The following is a 19747-nucleotide window of genomic DNA, read 5'->3' as shown; positions in this document are numbered from 1 at the left end:
AATATGTTCTTTTTTCCTCCCCTAACCCCCTCCAAAGGAGGGGAAAACTAGGGTGTGATTACTCTTGCTTATTCATTTTGACGTTCCCTCCGCTAATACCTACAAGGTTTTCAAAACCTTGCAGGAACTCTCTCGGTCGCGCTTTCCGCTATATCTTTTTCCTCCCCTAACCCCTCCAAAGGAGGGGAATTTGGGGCGTGATTATTCATTATTATAATATTTTTACCGCAATCTATTCCTCCCCTTTGGGGAGGTTAGGTGGGGCTTTAAAAATAAGTCGCTTTTAATTGCAATCCTGTGGTTTCTTCCAATCCAAACATCAAATTCATATTCTGAACCGCCTGTCCAGAAGCACCTTTTAATAAATTATCTATCATACTGGTTACTAGTAATTTATTGTTATGCTTATGCAAATGGATTAAACCCTTGTTGGTATTAACCACTTGCTTTAAATGCAACACCACATCAGAAACAAAGGTATATTTAGCATCTTTATAATAGGCTTTAAACATGGCTTTAGCGTCTTCTAAACTACCTTCAAAATCGGTGTATAAGGTGGCAAAAATCCCTCTCGAAAAATTCCCGCGATTCGGCATAAACAAAATTTCGGAAGCAAAACTGCTTTGCAACTGTTTAACCGATTGATTAATCTCCCCTAAATGCTGATGCGTAAACGGTTTGTAATACGAAAAGTTATTGTCTCTCCAAGGGAAATGCGAGGTTTCAGACAACGAGGTTCCAGCACCCGTAGCACCTGTAACCGCATTAATATGCACATCGTTTGTAAGCAATCCTTTTTCCGCAAGCGGCAACAACCCTAATTGAATAGCTGTTGCGAAACATCCCGGATTTGCAATATAATCTGCTTTTTTAATGGCATCTCTTTGTAATTCCGGCAAGCCATATACAAAGGTTTTCCCGTTAAAAACTTTATCTTTTTCTAGTCGGAAATCATTTCCTAAATCGACAATTTTAGTGGTAGCTGAAAACGTATTAGCCGATAAAAACTTAACCGAATTTCCATGTCCTAAACATAAAAACAGCACATCTACATTGGGGTTGATGGTATCGGTAAATTTCATATCTAAATCACCAATCACATCCTGATGAATTTTGTTAATGCTGTTTCCCGCATTGGAAGTGCTGTACACAAAATCAAGTTCTGCGTTTGGGTGATTAATTAACAATCTAATTAATTCTCCTGCAGTGTAACCTGCGCCTCCTATAATTCCAACTTTAATGTTTTTCATTTTACTCTTTTACTTTAATTTTGAAACTACAAAGTTTCATTTTTTAAACCTACTAGGTTTTGAAAACCTTGCAGGTCTAAGTTTCACTTCAAATTAAGAATTAACTTGATGATAAATTTTGTTTTGATTTCCGAAGATTTTAATAAATCCTTTCGCTTCATCGGCTGTCCAACCTTTGTTTTCTTCACCGTAACTTCCAAATTTCGCACTCATTAAATCGTGCTCAGAGCTAATACCATCTAAAGTGAAATGATATGGTCTTAAAGTTACCGTTACATCACCACTCACCATCTCCTGACTACTTTGTAAAAAGGCTTCAATGTTACGCATTACGGGATCTAAATACTGACCTTCGTGTAAATGCATGCCATAGAAACTCGCTAAATATTCTTTATGCTGCAATTGCCATTTTGTAAGCGTATGCTTTTCTAATAAATGATGCGCTTTAATAGTAATTAATGCCGCAGGAGCTTCAAAACCAACACGTCCTTTAATCCCCACAATCGTGTCGCCCACATGAATATCGCGACCAATAGCATAGGCTTTTGCTAAATTATTTAAAGTTTCTATATTAATTTCAGGGTCGTTTTCAATACCGTTTACGGCTACCAATTCACCTTTTTCGAAAGTTAATTTTACCTTTTCGTTTTCTGTATGTTTTAATTGCGAAGGATATGCGCTATCTGGTAATGGTTTATCAGAAGTCAAAGTTTCAGACCCTCCAACACTGGTTCCCCAAAGTCCTTTATTAATAGAATATTTCGCCTTTTCCCAAGACATATCGATGCCATTGGCTTTTAAATAATCGATTTCTTCTTGTCTCGTTAATTTTTCATCTCTAATAGGCGTGATGATTTGAATTTCTGGCGCTAAGGTTTGAAAAATCATATCGAAACGTACCTGGTCGTTACCGGCTCCGGTACTTCCGTGCGCGATGTATTCTGCACCTATACTTTTAGCGTACTCAACAATTTCAATAGCTTGAATAATACGTTCTGCACTTACCGATAACGGATAGGTGTTGTTTTTTAAAACGTTACCAAATATCAAATACTTTACTACCTTCTGATAAAAAGTGGCAACAGCATCAATATTCTTATATGTTGAAACGCCCATTTTATAGGCGTTCGATTCTATGTGTTCTATTTCGGTTTTTGTAAATCCACCCGTATTTACGCTTACTGCATGAACATCGAATTTTTTTGATAAACTTACTGCACAGTACGAAGTATCTAATCCGCCGCTGTATGCTATTACTAATTTTTTCATTGAATTACTTTTTTTATTTCCGTGAAAACGAAAACATATTACTTTTTATCTTTTTTTAAAAACATGGTTTCTTTAATATGTTTTAATCTATTAAAGACCTTTTCTTTAATTTTTTTAGGCTTTATTTTACTTTGAGCACTCGGGTCGTATAACATCCCTGTGCATAAACACATTTTTCTGTTGGTACGTGTTAATACATCGTAGTTCTTACAGGTTTGACAACCATCCCAAAACGTCGGATCGTCTGTTAATTCTGAAAATGGTACGGGTTTATATCCTAAATCAGAGTTCATTTTCATCACCGCTAAACCTGTTGTGATACTAAATACTTTGGCATCGGGGAATTTTGTTCTAGAATGCTTAAACACTTTATGCTTAATCTTTTTTGCTAATCCAACACCTCTATAATCTGGATGTACAATCAATCCCGAATTAGCTACATACTTACCATGACCCCACAGCTCTATATAACAAAAGCCTGCAAACGTATCGCCATCTAAAGCAATAACAGCGTTTCCATTGACCATTTTTTTAGTTATATATTCTGGCGTTCTTCGAGCAATACCAGTACCTCTAACAGCTGCAGACTCTGCTATAGTTTCGCAAATAATTTCTGCGTATTTTGAATGTGATATATCGGCAATTACAATTTCCATTATAATTATAAAATGATTTAAAAATTAGAGTTTTTTTATCTTCTAGACTTCGCTAGTACATTTAAAATGAAGTACACCCTTACGGGCGACGAGGAAAAATATAGCCAAAGAAACGCTTGTTAATTAAATAACTAACTAAATTTTGAAATGCTATAAATGATATTTTGTACACTAAGAATAAAAATTAAAATTACGTTTTGGTTTTGCTATTATAATAAGATTAAAAGCGGCGGCGATTGTGCGCTGGCAAACCGGGTATAGAACAACGTATTTTATTTTTTAAAGTTTTCATATTGTAAAACTATAATTTTATTTAATACAAATTAAAAAAAGCAAATACTTTTTTAAAAAAATTATCAATATCCGTCTAATTACATTCCTTTTCTCATAAATAACTCATTATAAATATATTTCATTGAATATTTTAAAATAAAATTCAATGAAATCTCTTGCCATTTTATGCGTTTTTTACAATATATAATCGGTGCTTATAAAGTTAGACGTTTTCTTATCTAACAATTCTTTTAATATAGCATTATTATAATCGTTATCCTTAGACGCCACAAAGGTTCTTATAGAAAACGAACGCAACGCATCATGAACACTTAGAGTACTATAAGCCGAATCTTTTCTACCCGTAAATGGATATACGTCTGGTCCTCTTTGGCAAGAACTATTCAAATTAACACGACACACTAAATTAACCAGTGTATCAATTAAAGGCGAAAGTGTATAAATATTTTTACCAAACAAACTTACTTGCTGTCCGTAATTAGATTCTGCCATATCATGCAACGGTTCTTCAATATCTTCAAAAGGAATTACAGGTATTACAGGACCAAATTGCTCTTCATTAAACACATCCATATCCTTATTAACAGGATATAACACCGCTGGGTAAATGAAATTTTCAGTCATTTCACCACCTTTTTTGTTTAATATTTTGGCGCCTTTACTTAAGGCATCGGTTATTAAATCTTTAATATACCCTGGCTTTTCAACTTCTGGTAGCGGTGTTAATTTAACACCAGACTCCCATGGATTTCCAAACTTAAGAGTATCTACTTTTGCTGCAAAGCGCTTGTTAAATTCATCTACAATCGATTCGTGCACATATACTAATTTTAACGCTGTACAACGTTGCCCATTAAAAGATAAGGTACCCGCGATACATTCATCGACGGTTAAATCTAAATCGGCGTCAGGCAATACAATGGCTGGATTTTTAGCTTCTAAGCCCAATACCATGCGCAATCTATTTCCCTTAGGGTGTTGCGATTGCAAGGCGTTGGCAGATTTACTATTCCCAATTAAAGCCAACACGTCTATTTTTCCAGATTGCATAATTGGTGTTGCCAAGACACGTCCGCGACCATAAATAACATTTACAACCCCTTTTGGAAAACTGTTTTGAAAGGCTTCTAATAATGGTGAAATTAATAACACACCTAACTTAGCAGGCTTAAAAATTACTGGGTTCCCCATTATTAAGGCAGGAATTAATAATGTGAATGTTTCATTTAACGGATAATTATAAGGACCCAAACACAAAACAACCCCTATTGGTCCTCTTCGAATGTGGGCATAAACCCCTTCGTTTTTTTCAAATTTGGCTGAATCTCGGTCTATTTGTTTATAGGCTTCGATGGTATCGTAAATATAATCGACGGTTCTATCGAACTCTTTTTGCGAATCGGGTAAATTTTTTCCAATTTCCCACATTAAAAGTTTTACAATTTCCTCGCGCTTGGTTTTCATTTGATTTACAAACTTTTCCATACACGCAATGCGATCTACCACCTTCATAGTGGGCCATAATCCCTGACCTTTATTGTAAGCAGTTAAGGCAGAATTTAAAACTTCTAAAGCTTCTTTTTCTCCTAATTGCGGAATGGTCCCTAGGAGTGTAGGCTTATAATCTTCTGTTGATGAAATAGTTGAATATATTTCTGCTGTTTCACCTTTCCATTCAATTAATTTACCGTCTGATAAATATGTTTTTTGATGAAGAAGTGAATCGATTTTATATAGGTCTGGAATTTCCATAAAACTTGTACTCATTTTTAAATAGATTTTTAGTTAAAAAACAAAGCTAAGATACTTATAATATAAGTGAAAATTGTTTGAATCAAATGGCATGAAACAAAAAATAGCATATTCTTAATCTACAAAATACATTTAATTAAAATGTATAAAACTCAAACGATTTCGGCTAACAAATCTAAAACAACACTTTTTTAGACCAAAAACTGAAACAATTCTGGTTTATTATTTAAGTAGTCGCCATAAAAATTATGCTGCTTCATTCTAGCTATTAAAGGCTCTAAATCGGCAGCAGATTTTAGCTGTATCCCTACCACTGCAGAACCATTCTCGCGATTGGTTTTCTTTGTGTATTGAAAATGTGTAATATCATCATTAGGTCCTAAAATATCAACCACAAATTCTTTTAAAGCACCCGCACGTTGCGGAAAAGTTACAATAAAATAATGCTTTAAATTGGCATATAAAAGGGCTCGTTCTTTAATTTCAGCGGTTCTCGTAATATCATTATTACTGCCGCTAACAACGCAGACCACGTTTTTACCTTTAATCTCATCGGCATAAAAATCTAAAGCCGAAATACTAAGCGCTCCTGCTGGTTCTACAACAATAGCATCTTTGTTATAAAGTTCTAAAATTGTTTCACAAACTTTTCCTTCTGGCACTGTTAATACAGTATGCAAATTAGCTTTACAAATAGGGAAGGTTAAATCGCCAACACGCTTTACCGCAGCACCATCTACAAATTTTTCGATGAACTCCAGTTCTGTATTTTTGTTGTTTTTTATGGAAACAGCCATTGATGGCGCACCTTCGGGTTCAACCCCGATAATTTTTGTGTTTGGAGATAACTCTTTAAAAACGGTAGATAAACCAGCAGCTAAACCACCACCTCCAATAGCAATAAAAACATAATCGATTGGTTCGGTTGCCTGTTTTAGAATTTCTAATCCTATAGTTGCCTGACCTTCAATTACTTTCTTATCATCAAAAGGATGAATAAAGGTTTTGCTATACTTTTCACATTCAAGCATAGAAGCATGATAGGCATCATCGTACGTATCGCCAACCAACTTGATTTCTATATAATCTTCGCCGAACATTTTTACCTGTTCAATTTTTTGATTAGGCGTTGGTGCTGGCATGTAAACAGTACCCTTAATTTTTAATAATTTGCATGACAGTGCGACACCCTGCGCGTGATTCCCAGCACTTGCACAAACTACGCCATTTTGAGATTCTTCTTTGGTTAGCGAACTTATTTTGTTATAGGCGCCTCTTATTTTATAAGACCGTACTTGTTGAAGATCTTCACGCTTTAAAAGTACAGTTGCTTTAAACTGATTCGAATATCTGAGGCTAGGGCTTAAAGGCGTAACTGCCGATACTTTTTGAATGGTATCGGCAGCTACTTTTATATCTTTAATACTAGGAAAATATGTATGCTTCTCCTTCATTAATGATTTTTTATTAAATCCTACAAGGTTCTATAAACCTTGCAGGATAATTTATTCTTAATTAAACTATTGGCTTCATTGCCGTCATAGAGGCTCTTAAAAATGCACCTATTTTTTCAACTGGATGCTCTCTTAAAGCTTTATTAACCGCAATTAATTTTGCATTATCTACCGCTTTACCGTTATCTTTAGCATAGGCTTTTCCAATAACATCGGTATCAATCTTCGCCATGAAATCTTTTAATAATGGCTTACATGCATGATCGAATAAATAACAACCATATTCAGCTGTATCAGAAATAACAGAGTTCATTTCGTATAATTTACGTCTTGCAATGGTGTTTGCAATAAGTGGTGTTTCGTGTAAAGACTCATAGTATGCTGATGCATCGATAATTCCTGATTCCGTCATCGCTTCAAAAGCTAATTCTACACCAGCTCTAACCAAAGCTACCATTAAAACGCCATTATCGTAATATTCTTGTTCTGAAATTTCAACATTTCCAGCAGGTGTTTTTTCAAAAGCTGTTTCAGCAGTTGCTGCTCTCCAGGTTAATAAATCTTTATCATTATTAGCCCAATCTACCATCATTCCGCTAGAAAAACGACCTTCCATAATATCATCCATATGCTTTTGGAATAATGGACGCATGATGTCTTTTAATTCTTCAGAAAGTTCGAATGCTTTTATTTTTGCTGGGTTTGATAGACGATCCATCATGTTGGTAATACCACCATATTTTAGACCTTCGGTAACAGTTTCCCAACCGTATTGTATTAATTTTGAAGCATATCCTGGATCAATTCCTTTTTCAATCATTTTATCAAAACAAAGAATAGAACCTGTTTGTAATAACCCACAAAGAATGGTTTGCTCTCCCATTAAATCAGATTTCACCTCAGCAATAAAAGAAGACGCTAACACCCCTGCTTTATCACCTCCAGTAGCGGCAGCATAAGCTTTAGCTTGCGCCCAACCTTTTCCTTCAGGATCGTTTTCTTCGTGCACGGCAATAAGTGTTGGCACACCAAAACCACGTTTGTACTCCTCGCGAACTTCAGAACCTGGAGATTTTGGCGCCACCATAATAACCGTTAAATCTTCACGTACTTGTGTACCCTCTTCAACAATATTAAAACCGTGAGAATAAGACAATGTAGCACCTTTTTTCATTAAAGGCATAACCGCTTTTACTACACTAGTGTGTTGTTTATCGGGCGTAAGATTTAATACCAAATCTGCTGTTGGAATTAACTCTTCATATGTTCCAACTTTAAATCCGTTTTCAGTTGCATTTACAAAAGATTTACGCTTTTCTGCTATAGCTTCGGCACGTAATGCATAAGAAATATCTAATCCAGAATCTCTCATGTTTAATCCCTGATTAAGCCCTTGAGCACCGCATCCTACGATTACAATTTTTTTACCTATTAATGCATTTACACCATCTTCAAACTCAGAAGAGTCCATAAATCTACACTTCGACAATTGAGTTAATTTATCTCTTAACGATAGTGTGTTAAAATAATTTCCCATTTTTAATTTTAGTTATTATGATTATTGAAGGCTAATAGCGCTTCGGTTACTTTCATTTCATCTTTAGTTACTGCAATACGACCTGAGCGCACAAATTGCATGATGCCAAATACGTTTAAATCGCGACGTAATGCTTCAATTTCGTTCCTTCTTCCAGATTTTTCCAAAACAAAAAACTCTCTATTTACAGTAACAATTCTAGTGTCGCTTTCTTTTATGATGTTTTGAATTTGAGGTTCATCAAACAACAAAGACGACTTAATTTTAAACATACAAGATTCTGTAAAAATAGTTTGCTCTTCGGTGTGATAATATGCACGAATCACTTCGACTTGCTTCTCAAACTGACCAATAATTTTTTTAGCTTGATCTTCGCATATATTCACTACGATTACAAATCGATTAACACCCTCAATTTCAGATTGCGACGTTGTTAAACTTTCAATATTAATATGTCTGCGCTGAAAAATAGCAGAGATACGATTTAACAAGCCGATATTATTTTCGGTATAAATAGATATCGTGTATGATTTTATATCTTCCTTCATGTTCTTTAAATTATTTAGCTTAATCGTATATCTGAAACCGATGCTCCTGATGGAATCATTGGAAATACATTGTCTTCTTTTTCTACACAAACTTCAAGGAAATAAGCACTTTTAGACGCTATCATTTCTTTAATAGCATCGGCTAATTCCTCGCGTTTTGTAACACGCTTGCTTTCTAAGTAATAGCCTTTGGCGATGGCTACAAAATCTGGGTTTGTCATTTCGGTAGACGCATAGCGCTTATCGAAAAACAATTGCTGCCACTGGCGCACCATACCTAAAAATCCGTTATTTAAAACTACTACTTTAACAGCCGCTTTTTGCTGAAAAATAGTTCCTAATTCCTGTATATTCATTTGAAATCCTCCGTCACCAATGATGGCTACAACTTCCCTATCTGGGGCGGCCATTTTAGCACCTATTGCTGCTGGCAACGCAAATCCCATGGTTCCTAAACCGCCAGAAGTAATGTTACTTTTAGTAGTTGTAAACTCTGCATATCTGCAAGCGATCATTTGATGCTGACCAACATCGGACACAATTGCTGCATTCCCTTCGGTTTCAAGATTTATTTGCTTTATTACTTCACCCATGGTTAACCCTTCTTTGGTAGGAGTAAGATCTTTTTTGATTATATTTTCAAATTCGATAGTATATAAATCTTTGAATTTCTGCATCCATTCTGGATGTGAATTTTCATTTAATAAGGGTAATAATTTTGCTAAACTGTCTTTAGAATTTCCTATTACGGCCACATCTGTTTTCACATTTTTATCAATTTCTGAAGGATCGATATCAAAATGAATAATTTTAGCTTGTTTAGCATAGGTGGCTAAATTTCCAGTAACGCGGTCGTCAAAACGCATACCAATAGCAATTAACACATCGCATTCGTTAGTTAATTTATTCGGCGCATAATTACCATGCATTCCTACCATACCAACATTTAAAGGATGAGATGTAGGTATTGCCGAAGCTCCTAAAATGGTCCATGCCGCAGGAATTCCTGCCTTTTCGATGATCGCCTTTAATTCGTTTTCGGCCCTTCCTAAAATAACACCCTGACCCCAAACAATCAATGGTTTTTTGGCTCCATTAATTAATTCGGCTGCAGCCGAAACAGCTTCTGGTTTCGTTTTTGGCACTGGCACATAGCTTCTTACTCCTGTGCATTTTTCATATTTAAAATCTAACTCACCAAATTGAGCATCTTTTGTAATATCGATTAAAACAGGTCCTGGACGTCCGCTTCTTGCTATATAAAACGCTTTTGCGATAACCTCAGGGATTTCTGATGCTTTTGTTACTTGATGATTCCATTTTGTAACTGGCGTAGAAATACCCACTATGTCGGTTTCCTGAAACGCGTCGCTTCCTAATAAATGTGAAGCCACTTGCCCAGTAATACACACCACAGGCGTTGAATCTATTTGTGCATCGGCAATTCCTGTTATAAGATTCGTTGCACCAGGTCCGGAAGTTGCCATCGCGACACCTACTTTTCCAGAAATTCTAGCGTAACCTTGAGCAGCATGAGCGGCACCCTGTTCGTGACGTGTTAATACATGATGAATCTGATCTCTAAATTTGTATAACTCGTCATAGACAGGCATAATTGCCCCTCCTGGATATCCATAAAGAATATCGACTCCTTCTGCCATTAAGCATCTTATTATTGCTTCGCTTCCTGTAATTCGAACGGTTTCTTGTGCCACTTCTTGTTTTTTATTTGCTGTTTCTGTATTCATATTCTCAACGTTTAATGATGAGATTCCTTCTTTGGAAGGAATGACTAACTATTACTTTTTAAAAGGCATCAGTAACACAGCCTTTTGACGCTGAGGATACCGATTTTGCATATTTATATAATATGCCTTTTTTATGTTTTAATTCTGGTTGAATCCATTTTGATTTTCTTTCTGCCAATTCTTCCTCAGAAAGTAATACATTAATGGTATTATCTTCTGCACTAATTCTAATACGGTCTCCCGTTTTTAATAATGCTATGGCACCACCTTCTTGCGCTTCTGGAGTAATGTGTCCAACCACAAATCCGTGAGTTCCTCCAGAGAAACGACCATCGGTAATTAATGCTACCGATTTACCTAAACCTGCTCCCATAATTAAAGAGGTTGGTTTTAACATTTCTGGCATTCCCGGACCACCTTTTGGACCAACGTAACGAATCACGACCACATCACCACGTTTCACTTCGCCGTTAGAAATACCTGTATTTGCAGCTTGTTCGCCATCATAAACTACCGCTTTTCCTTCAAACAATAAACCTTCATTCCCAGAAATTTTTGCTACAGCACCTTCAGACGCTAAATTTCCGTAAAGAATTTGTAGGTTTCCTGAAGACTTTAATGCTTTATCTTTTGGATATATCACATCTTGTTCATTTTCAAACGTAAGTGGCTCGACATCTGCTAAATTTTCAGCTAATGTTTTACCTGTAACTGTTAAACAATCACCGTGTAAATAGCCATTATCTAACAAATATTTCATTACAGCAGGAGTTCCTCCAATACCATGAACATCTTCCATTAAGTATTTTCCACTTGGTTTTAAATCGGCAATTAAAGGCGTTCTATCACTTACTCGTTGAAAATCTTCTAATGTAAACTCTATATCGGCAGCATGTGCAATTGCTAAGAAATGCAATACAGCATTTGTAGAACCACCTAAGGCGTTTACTAGTGCAATGGCATTTTCGATAGATTTTTTCGAAATAATATCTAATGGCTTTAAATCTAACTCCAATAAATTTTTAATAGCAAAAGCGTGACGCTCACTTTCTGACAATTTATTTGGGTTTTCGGCTGGTATTGATGAGTTATAAGGTAATGCAAACCCCATACATTCTATAGCTGAAGCCATCGTGTTTGCCGTGTACATACCGCCGCAAGCACCCGCACCTGGAATCGCGCTTTTAATAATTTCTCTATACTCTTCTTCATTAATTTCGCCCGCCACTTTTTGACCCAAGGCCTCAAAAGCAGAAACGATATTTAGCTTTCTTCCTTTGTATTTACCCGATGCTATAGTACCACCATACATCATGATTGAAGGACGGTTTAAACGTAACATTGCTATAACAGCTCCTGGCATATTTTTATCGCAGCCAACCACAGAAATAAGTGCATCATAGCTTTGAGCCTGCATTACTATTTCTATCGAGTCGGCAATCACATCACGAGAAGCTAATGAATAATTCATCCCAGAAGTTCCCATAGAAATACCATCACTTACACCAATGGTATTAAACCCTAAACCTACTAAACCAGCTATTTTACACTCAATCTTCACTTCGGCAGCCAAATTATTCAAATGCATATTACAAGGGTTTCCATCGTACCCCGTGCTAGCTATACCAACTTGCGCTTTTTTCATATCTTCATCAGTCAAACCGACCGCGTATAACATGGCCTGAGAGGCTGGCTGAGATTGATCTTGTGTTAACCTTTTGCTGTGTTTATTAAGTTCCTTCATTTTTACTATAGATAATTTTAAGCTTTACCTTGTTTTAATATGATATTTTAATGCGTTTAGGATTTTAGTTACAAACTCCTCAATCTTCCTAAATTAATGCTCGAAATTAAATTATTAGGATTTTACATTATCTAAAATTTATTATTTAAGGTTAAATCCACAAGGTTAAAAAATATGATAACTCATTGTTTTACAGTCGATTAATTGCTATTTTTTATGATGTTCAAAACACTCAAAATATTCAGTAAAAATTAAAATCAAGTCTTTGAAAGTCTCCAAATTTTATGATGTTTTTAGATTAACAACGTTTCGCTAAATAATAAATACAACAAATTTTGATAAAAAATTGGTTGTAGTACTTATTTTTTATTTTGTTAAAAATTCAAAAAAATATTTACTATCCCTTTTATTTTTTTACTTTTGCCAACTAAATAACAGAGGAAAGATTTGACTGATTGCAACCTCTTTATACCGCAAAAAAAAGGTATAAATAAAAATGCTAAAGGCAGTGTATACTCCCTTCGATATTTTCGTCAGATCTCCTTATTAATATATATTTAAATGGCTTATTTATTTACGTCAGAAAGTGTTTCTGAAGGACATCCTGATAAAGTAGCAGATCAAATTAGTGATGCTTTAATAGACAATTTTTTAGCATTCGACAAAGAATCTAAAGTAGCTTGTGAAACCTTGGTAACAACGGGTCAAGTTATTTTAGCAGGCGAGGTAAAATCTACCACCTATTTAGATGTTCAAAAAATTGCAAGAGACACCATTAACAAAATTGGCTACACTAAAGGCGAATACATGTTTGATGGAAATTCGTGCGGTGTACTATCTGCAATTCACGAACAATCTGATGATATAAATCGTGGTGTAGACAGAGCTAGCAAAGAATTGCAAGGTGCTGGAGACCAAGGTATGATGTTTGGTTACGCAACAAATGAAACCGAAAATTTTATGCCATTGGCTTTAGATTTGTCGCATAGAATTTTAAGAGAACTTGCCGATTTAAGAAGAGAAAACGACGCGATTACCTATTTAAGACCAGACTCTAAAAGTCAGGTAACGATAGAATATAGCGACGATAATATTCCATTGCGTATTGACGCCATTGTAGTGTCTACCCAACATGACGATTTTGCTGATGACGATACCATGTTAGCCAAAATTAGAAAGGATATTGTAAACATTCTTATACCAAGAGTAATGGCTAAATTGCCAGAAAACATACAAGCCTTATTTAATAGCGACATAAAATATCATATTAACCCAACAGGGAAATTTGTAATTGGAGGACCGCATGGCGATACCGGGCTTACAGGAAGAAAAATAATAGTTGACACTTACGGAGGTAAAGGTGCACATGGCGGTGGTGCTTTTTCGGGTAAAGACCCAAGTAAAGTTGATAGAAGTGCTGCGTATGCAACCAGACACATTGCCAAAAACTTAGTAGCAGCTGGAGTTGCAGATGAAATATTAGTACAAGTTAGCTACGCTATTGGAGTAGTAGAGCCAATGGGTATTTTTATAAACACGTACGGAACCTGCCCTTTTAATATGACAGATGGCGAAATAGCCGAAATAGTATCGAAATTATTTGATATGCGTCCGTTTGCAATTGAAGAACGCCTGAAACTGCGCGCCCCTATATACAGCGAAACCGCTGCTTATGGACACATGGGACGTAAAAATGAAATAGTTACCAAAACCTTTAGTCAGCCTTATGGCGAAACAATAAGCTTAGATGTTGAGTTATTTACTTGGGAAAAACTTGACTACGTAGACAAAGTAAAAGTAGCTTTTGGCTTGTAAAAAATACGTATCCTGAAATAAACATAAAGACTGCCTTGTTGGGCAGTCTTTTTCTTTTTAAAGATCTAACGACTCAATCTTCATAATTTTAAATGTTCAACAAAATGAAAATTATTTTTGATAATACTTTTATTCATCGTAATATTGCAATGTAATAATATAGAAAGATTATGGGAATAACAAAAACCGAAATATTTAGCGACGAACAAAACGAAATTTCGTTATTCGCCAAAGCATTTGGACACCCTGCAAGAGTTGCAATTCTTCAACAATTGTTTAAAACAGACAGTTGTGTATGCGGAGATTTAGTAAATGAAATTGGGCTGGCGCAACCAACCATATCACAACATTTAAAAGAATTAAAGCTGTTAGGCTTAATAAAAGGTAATGTTGAAGGTACTAGTGTTTGCTATTGTATAAATGGCGAAAAATGGACAAAAATGAAGGAAGTGATTTCGCGATTTTTAGACCAAGACATTATAAAAGGAGATTGTTGCTAAAATATTATCCTCTAATCGTATAAACGCAATAAACATATATAAAAATGAAACTATCTGAAGCAAAAAACATACTGAAGCAATCTGAAAAGATAACTTTTAAGTTACCCAACGGGCAACTAGTGCCAAATCACTTTCATGTTACCGAAGTTGGAAAAATTACAAAACATTTTATTGACTGTGGTGGAACTGTGCGCCATGAGGAAGTTGTAAACTTTCAATTATGGAATGCAAACGACTATGACCATAGACTGCATCCCGAAAAATTATTGAGTATCATCGAACTTTCTGAAAAAGTTTTAGGAATTCCGAATTTAGAAATTGAAGTGGAATATCAAGCAGAAACTATTGGGAAATTCGGACTTGATTTTGACGGAACGCATTTTCTGTTAACCACTAAACAAACAGACTGTTTGGCGAAAGACCAATGTGGTGTTCCTAACGAAAAAACCAAATTAAAATTATCTGATATAAAAAATGAGCCATGTTGCTCGCCTGATGGAAATTGTTGCTAAAATTTAAACTTAAAAAAACATGATAAAAACACAATCAACCCTATTCCCAGAAATAGAAAAATTAATTGCTAATTTAAAACCGGAAAGCATTACTGCAGAGCGAAAAACTGTTTTGCAACCACTCATTCACTTTATCCAATCAAAAGTTGATAGCAATCAAGAAATTAGAATCAACTTTATCTGCACACACAATTCGAGAAGAAGTCATTTGTCCCAAATTTGGGCACAAACGATGGCGTATTATTTTAATATTAAAAATGTATTTTGCTATTCTGGTGGTACAGAAAGCACAGCCCTTTTTCAAATGGCAGCCAAAACATTACAGAATTCTGGCTTTAAAATAGAAACCATTTCGGAAGGAAACAATCCCATATATAGCATTAAATATTCAGAAAATGAACATCCTATTATTGGATTTTCTAAAAAACTAGATGCTGAGTTTAATCCCAAATCAGACTTCGCCGCAGTTATGACCTGCTCGCAAGCTGATAATGGTTGTCCTTTTATTGCAGGAGCAGAAAAACGTATTCCTATAACTTTTGAAGACCCGAAAGCGTTTGATAACACTCCGCAACAGGCTGAAAAATATAACGAAAGGAGTCTGCAGATTGCCACCGAATTATTTTATGTTTTCTCACAAATCAAATCTTAAAAATGGCTGAAAAAAAATTAAGTTTTCTCGATAGGAATCTCACGTTATGGATTTTTGTTGCCATGGCATTTGGTGTAAGTATTGGATATTTTATTCCAACATTTCCTAACATCATTAATTCTTTTAATAGCGGCACGACAAACATTCCTATTGCTATAGGATTAATTTTAATGATGTATCCGCCATTAGCGAAAGTTAATTATTCGTTATTACCAAAAGTGTTTAGAAACACAAAAATTTTATCGATTTCATTAATTCTTAACTGGATCATTGGCCCCGTATTAATGTTTATTTTGGCCATTACATTTTTGCGCGATTATCCGGAATATATGGTTGGTTTAATATTAATTGGCTTAGCACGTTGTATTGCGATGGTTTTGGTATGGAACGACCTTGCGGAAGGCAGTAGCGAATACGGTGCCGGCTTGGTGGCTCTTAATAGTATTTTCCAGGTATTTGCGTATAGTTTCTATGCTTGGATTTTTATAACCATCCTACCGCCTTATTTTGGATTTGAAGGTGCTATTGTAGACATTTCTATTGCTACCATTGCTGAAAGTGTAGCCATCTATTTAGGAATTCCTTTTTTAATGGGCATTTTAACCCGATTGATTTTAGTGAAGCAAAAAGGAGAAGAATGGTATACAAAGAAATTTATACCCACTATTTCGCCACTAACATTAATTGCTCTTTTATTTACAATTGTAGTTATGTTTTCACTTAAAGGTGAATTAATTGTTGAAATCCCGATGGATGTTCTTATTATAGCGGTTCCGTTACTAATTTATTTTACGCTCATGTTTATTATTGGCTTCTTCTTTACGAAAGCGATGGGTGCAGAATACGATAAAACAGCTTCGGTTGCTTTTACAGCTGCAGGAAACAACTTTGAATTAGCCATTGCAGTTGCTATTGCTGTTTTCGGATTAAACTCCGGACAAGCATTTGCTGGCGTTATTGGACCTTTAGTTGAAGTGCCCGCATTAATTCTATTGGTAAGAGTATCGTTTTGGCTGCGGAAAAAATACTTCCAAAAAGAGCTTGCATAAGGCATCTCTTTTAAATTTAACAAACCAAAACAACACAAATAAAAAAAGCAAGCTAAAATTTTAGCTTGCTTTTTTAGTATTTCGTGGGGAGAGCAGGATTCGAACCTGCGAAGACGTAGTCAGCAGATTTACAGTCTGCCCTCGTTGGCCGCTTGAGTATCTCCCCAAAACCGACGGCAAATATATTATAGTTTCTCAACTATGCAAAATAAAAATGCGCTATTTTACAATTCGTAGCGCAATCTAAACGATACAAACAAAGGTTGTATAAAATATTCGGTAGCACTTACAGACACAGTTCCGGTGCTACTGGTGTTTTGTGATTTGGTATTAAACAAGTTAGTCGCTTTTATTTCATATTCAAGCTTCGCATCTTTGTCTTTTTTATAGGATAACGATGCGTTTAAAAACTCGTAACTATTTATTGTTTTGTCTGCATCACTAAAATTATTATAAGAATAGTCCGATTTAAAAGTTATCGTTTTAAAAATTAAAGCATCAACTTCTAAAGAAGGCGATTTTGTATAGTATTTTGTATTCCTATCCCCTTGATTATTATCTTGAATGCTATAACGATACCCAAGCTCAAAATTAGGTGCCGATTTAAAACTAGTCCGCAATTCACCTCTATATGTTTGCGAAAAACTTTCACTTACCGACACGATGCTTTGTATAAACTGGTTAAACTTAGAGTAATTAAAATTACCACTTACCGAAGCTCTCACTTTACCAAACGCACGTTGAAAACGACCATTAGCACTGGCACTTTCATCGGCAAGCCCAGAATTAAATGGTGTACTAATACGCACAACGCTTCCTGGTTCGAAAATTGAAGTCGTTCGGATGTTATCTATACTTTTTGTATAATTTAAACTCGCATAAACGTTTGTATAGTTAAACATATTAAAACTAAAATAAGACAAATTAAGGTTGTGTGATAATGCACTCTCCAAATCTGGATTACCTGAAAATAACGAACCATAACTATTTAACACCAAACCGCTTGCAAAATTAGAAACATCGGTAAATTGTGTTTGCATCTTATAGTTAAAATTAATTTGTTCGCTCTTTTTTAATTGCATAATCATATTGAAATCTGGCAACAATCGGAAAAAATTATCGGTTACTTTCGTGTTAAACTGTTTATTTACGGCACTATAAGCATGCGCCGAAACACCCGGTGTAAAAGTGAAAATTCCAGATTTTAACCTATAATGAACTCCTAAATAAATGTCGCTAAAATTATAAGTAATATCATTAGAATCTAACCCATCATTAATAGTTGGCGTTGTATTAAACTCTGAACCATTATCTAAAAACTGAAAAATATTAGAATTAAACTGCTGATTGCTTAAAATGGTTCCGTAAGTAAAATTAATATCACTTTTATTGTTTAAAATATTCCAGTAATCAAGTTTCGCGTCCATTTGATTAGACTTGACACGTTTATCTTGGGCAATATTATAATCTATTTGGGCACCATCAAGTCCTAAATTATTTGCGGTATCTTCATAATTTTCCTTATCCTCTAGAATGGCATTATAAAACGGATCTTCATCTTGCAATAAATGCTGAATCTCCAAAGCAAAAATATTAGTAGCATTTAAGGTGTAATAATAATTTAAATTTTGACTAATACTATAGGGACTTGAGCTTTCAAACTCAGTAATAGCACCAATTTGAGTAGAATTCACATTTTGATCTTGCGATTCTTTCGAAATACGACCTAAAATATCATAATCTAACTGGTTATTGGTGTTTGGTTTATATTTGGCCGATAGTTTTAACATCCCCAAATCGCTTCGTTGGGTGGTGTTACTCTCGGTACTTTCATCTGGAATTCCTAAATCTGAATCGGTATATTGTACGTCCTTGTTTTCGGCTAAATCGGTTCTATTGCTCGAAAAAATGGCAAAACCACTTAAATCTAAAGCCTTATTGGGCGACCAGCTAAAATTAGCACCTCCAAATTTGGTGTTAATATCTTTAGCACGGTTGTTTTGAACCGTTAAAAAGTTTAAACTGTTGCTTCCTAAATTTATATTGGTACCACTGCTTCTACTCGGACTTCTAAAACCGCCTGTAAAATTGAAATAATCGCGACGTGTAAAAGCAACTTCACCTATATTATTTAAATCTGTTATGGTATTAATACTGTATGTTGGACTGTAATAAAACAGTTTTGGTTGCAATAAATACAGTTCATTTTGGGAGGAAGCACCGCCACCAACAGTAACATTACCAAACCAAAAATTTGTTTTACCTTCCTTTAATTTTATGTTGATTGCTACATTATCTTGGTTGTTAGTAACACCGCTTAATTGACCAACTTCCGAATAATTTTTAAGAATCTGAACTTTATCAACGGCATTCGAAGGGATGTTTTGCGTGGCTAATTTAGAGTCGCCATCAAAAAACTCTTTACCTTCAACCATCACTTTTGTTACTACCTTTCCTTCAACCTGTATTTGTCCGTCATCATTTATTTCAACACCCGGTAAATTTTTAAGTACATCTCCTAACTTTTGCTCGGTGCCTTTATTAAACGAATCGGCATTATAAATTAATGTATCGCCTCTCACAACGACAGGCATTTCATAAACTAAATTTATTTCATCTAGTCTATTATCTTCGTGCAGCGTGAAATTTTTTGTGACATCAGATTCTTTAGATTCTAAAAGCGATTCATTGGTTTTCATACCAACATAACTCACCTGAATTTTATAGGATGCATTTTTTTTCAAAACGAGCTTATATCGCCCTTGGTCGTTAGTAATACCATAGGCATCTAAAGATTTTGTTACCTGATTGATGGCAATTACATTCGCTAATTCTAACGGATTGCCAATACTGTCTTTTATAACGCCTTCTAGCTTAATTTGAGCAAAAGAAGAACAGACAATTAACATTAAAAGGGTAGTTAATTTTATTTTCATTGAGTAGATTGTAAGAATATTTAAAAACTGA

General features: G+C 35.0%; 15 protein-coding genes and 1 tRNA gene. 5 read left to right on the top strand and 11 right to left on the bottom strand.

Going from position 1 to position 19747, the window contains the following annotated elements; genetic code table 11:
- Nucleotides 1-266 precede the first annotated feature (266 nt).
- From argC to ilvD, 9 genes are all read right to left on the bottom strand, one after another.
- The gene (gene argC, locus ACFQ0I_RS05260; protein WP_379940083.1) at nucleotides 267-1250 is read right to left on the bottom strand and encodes an N-acetyl-gamma-glutamyl-phosphate reductase; all 984 of its coding nucleotides are present in this window, start codon (nucleotides 1248-1250) and stop codon (nucleotides 267-269) included.
- Nucleotides 1251-1343: 93 nt separating this feature from the next.
- A complete protein-coding gene (locus tag ACFQ0I_RS05255; protein WP_379940081.1) occupies nucleotides 1344-2519 on the bottom strand; it encodes an argininosuccinate synthase in 1176 nt (391 codons plus the stop codon).
- A gap of 38 nt (nucleotides 2520-2557) precedes the next feature.
- The gene (locus ACFQ0I_RS05250; RefSeq protein WP_379940080.1) at nucleotides 2558-3175 is read right to left on the bottom strand and encodes a GNAT family N-acetyltransferase; all 618 of its coding nucleotides are present in this window, start codon (nucleotides 3173-3175) and stop codon (nucleotides 2558-2560) included.
- 468 nt (nucleotides 3176-3643) lie between these two features.
- Nucleotides 3644-5236 (bottom strand): NADP-dependent glyceraldehyde-3-phosphate dehydrogenase, encoded by a 1593-nt coding sequence (locus ACFQ0I_RS05245; protein ID WP_379940078.1) that lies wholly within the window; start codon nucleotides 5234-5236, stop codon nucleotides 3644-3646.
- Nucleotides 5237-5412: 176 nt separating this feature from the next.
- The gene (gene ilvA / locus ACFQ0I_RS05240; protein WP_379940076.1) at nucleotides 5413-6675 is read right to left on the bottom strand and encodes a threonine ammonia-lyase IlvA; all 1263 of its coding nucleotides are present in this window, start codon (nucleotides 6673-6675) and stop codon (nucleotides 5413-5415) included.
- A 61-nt stretch (nucleotides 6676-6736) separates the two neighbouring features.
- Nucleotides 6737-8212: a ketol-acid reductoisomerase gene (ilvC, locus tag ACFQ0I_RS05235; RefSeq protein ID WP_379940074.1), complete on the bottom strand. Its 1476-nt coding sequence runs from the start codon at nucleotides 8210-8212 to the stop codon at nucleotides 6737-6739.
- Nucleotides 8213-8220: 8 nt separating this feature from the next.
- On the bottom strand, nucleotides 8221-8760 hold the full coding sequence (ilvN, locus tag ACFQ0I_RS05230) for an acetolactate synthase small subunit (RefSeq protein ID WP_379940072.1): 540 nt from the start codon (nucleotides 8758-8760) through the stop codon (nucleotides 8221-8223).
- 14 nt (nucleotides 8761-8774) lie between these two features.
- The gene (gene ilvB, locus ACFQ0I_RS05225; protein ID WP_379940070.1) at nucleotides 8775-10508 is read right to left on the bottom strand and encodes a biosynthetic-type acetolactate synthase large subunit; all 1734 of its coding nucleotides are present in this window, start codon (nucleotides 10506-10508) and stop codon (nucleotides 8775-8777) included.
- Between the two features lie 58 nt (nucleotides 10509-10566).
- Nucleotides 10567-12252, bottom strand: coding sequence for a dihydroxy-acid dehydratase (gene ilvD, locus ACFQ0I_RS05220; RefSeq protein WP_379940068.1), 1686 nt, complete (start codon nucleotides 12250-12252; stop codon nucleotides 10567-10569).
- A 561-nt stretch (nucleotides 12253-12813) separates the two neighbouring features.
- Between ilvD and metK the strand changes: the two genes are divergently transcribed.
- From metK to arsB, 5 genes are all read left to right on the top strand, one after another.
- Nucleotides 12814-14067 (top strand): methionine adenosyltransferase, encoded by a 1254-nt coding sequence (metK, locus tag ACFQ0I_RS05215; RefSeq protein WP_379940066.1) that lies wholly within the window; start codon nucleotides 12814-12816, stop codon nucleotides 14065-14067.
- A 170-nt stretch (nucleotides 14068-14237) separates the two neighbouring features.
- Nucleotides 14238-14567 carry an ArsR/SmtB family transcription factor gene (locus ACFQ0I_RS05210; RefSeq protein WP_379940064.1) on the top strand — a complete coding sequence of 110 codons (330 nt, stop codon included), beginning with the start codon at nucleotides 14238-14240 and terminating at the stop codon, nucleotides 14565-14567.
- A 44-nt stretch (nucleotides 14568-14611) separates the two neighbouring features.
- Nucleotides 14612-15079 carry a DUF6428 family protein gene (locus ACFQ0I_RS05205; RefSeq protein ID WP_379940062.1) on the top strand — a complete coding sequence of 156 codons (468 nt, stop codon included), beginning with the start codon at nucleotides 14612-14614 and terminating at the stop codon, nucleotides 15077-15079.
- Between the two features lie 19 nt (nucleotides 15080-15098).
- Nucleotides 15099-15731 (top strand): arsenate-mycothiol transferase ArsC, encoded by a 633-nt coding sequence (locus ACFQ0I_RS05200; protein WP_379940060.1) that lies wholly within the window; start codon nucleotides 15099-15101, stop codon nucleotides 15729-15731.
- 2 nt (nucleotides 15732-15733) lie between these two features.
- Nucleotides 15734-16780, top strand: a complete 1047-nt coding sequence (arsB, locus tag ACFQ0I_RS05195) for an ACR3 family arsenite efflux transporter (protein WP_379940058.1) — start codon at nucleotides 15734-15736, stop codon at nucleotides 16778-16780.
- Between the two features lie 84 nt (nucleotides 16781-16864).
- Here the strand turns inward: arsB and ACFQ0I_RS05190 are convergent.
- Nucleotides 16865-16946 (bottom strand) — tRNA-Tyr (locus ACFQ0I_RS05190).
- Nucleotides 16947-17004: 58 nt separating this feature from the next.
- On the bottom strand, nucleotides 17005-19716 hold the full coding sequence (locus tag ACFQ0I_RS05185; protein WP_379940056.1) for an outer membrane beta-barrel protein: 2712 nt from the start codon (nucleotides 19714-19716) through the stop codon (nucleotides 17005-17007).
- Nucleotides 19717-19747 lie beyond the last annotated feature (31 nt).

It is taken from the genome of Mariniflexile aquimaris (assembly GCF_042676825.1).
Taxonomy (GTDB): domain Bacteria; phylum Bacteroidota; class Bacteroidia; order Flavobacteriales; family Flavobacteriaceae; genus Mariniflexile; species Mariniflexile aquimaris.
This window is presented reverse-complemented; position numbering and strand designations above follow the sequence as displayed.